This window comes from Vibrio sp. 2134-1 (assembly GCF_033339495.1).
The window spans coordinates 1-571 of the sequence record NZ_JAWOUS010000752.1 but is presented as its reverse complement, the minus strand read 5'-3'; the positions used below and the strand labels follow the sequence as shown (position 1 = coordinate 571).

The 571-nt window shown below is 48.2% G+C and carries 1 pseudogene; it reads left to right on the top strand.

Annotated features, from left to right (window positions below):
* Positions 1–571 (top strand): annotated as a pseudogene (locus R7R78_RS28335) (insulinase family protein); the annotation flags it as partial.

The following is a 571-nucleotide window of genomic DNA, read 5'->3' as shown; positions in this document are numbered from 1 at the left end:
AAATGCACCAAATTTTCATCAGTGCTTTGACGTCACTTCGCGATTACGGCGTGACACAAGCTGAGCTAGAGAGCATCACATCTAACTGGTATGGCGAACTGGCAAATCTTGATTCTGATTGGAGCAAACGCAAGCCAAATAGTTACGCGGAAGCGCGTATTTTCCAATTGGAGCAAGACAGCGTAAGCCAATCGAAAGAGAGCTATGCGCAAAGCTTGGCAGCTTTTTTGGATAAAACGACGCTAGAGAGCGTAAACGCGCAGTTAAAAGAGCTGTTGTCTAATCAACCAAGCTTTGTGATTGGCATGGGCAAAAGTGAAACGCAAGCGCAATTTGCTGATGTATTCACTGCGCTTAACAGCGCCTACCTACAAGCTGGTGAAAAGCCTTCGGGCATGAACGCCAAAGCAGAAGGCTTCCTGCAACCAGCTGAGGAAGGCAGCATCGTTAGTATGCGTCAAGCTCCGGGTGGTTTTCAGGTTTACACCTTATCAAACGGTGTGGATGTTTGGTTCCAAAAAGACGCAAAAGCCGGTGGCCGCGCTTACATCTACTTCACTAGCCAAGGGGG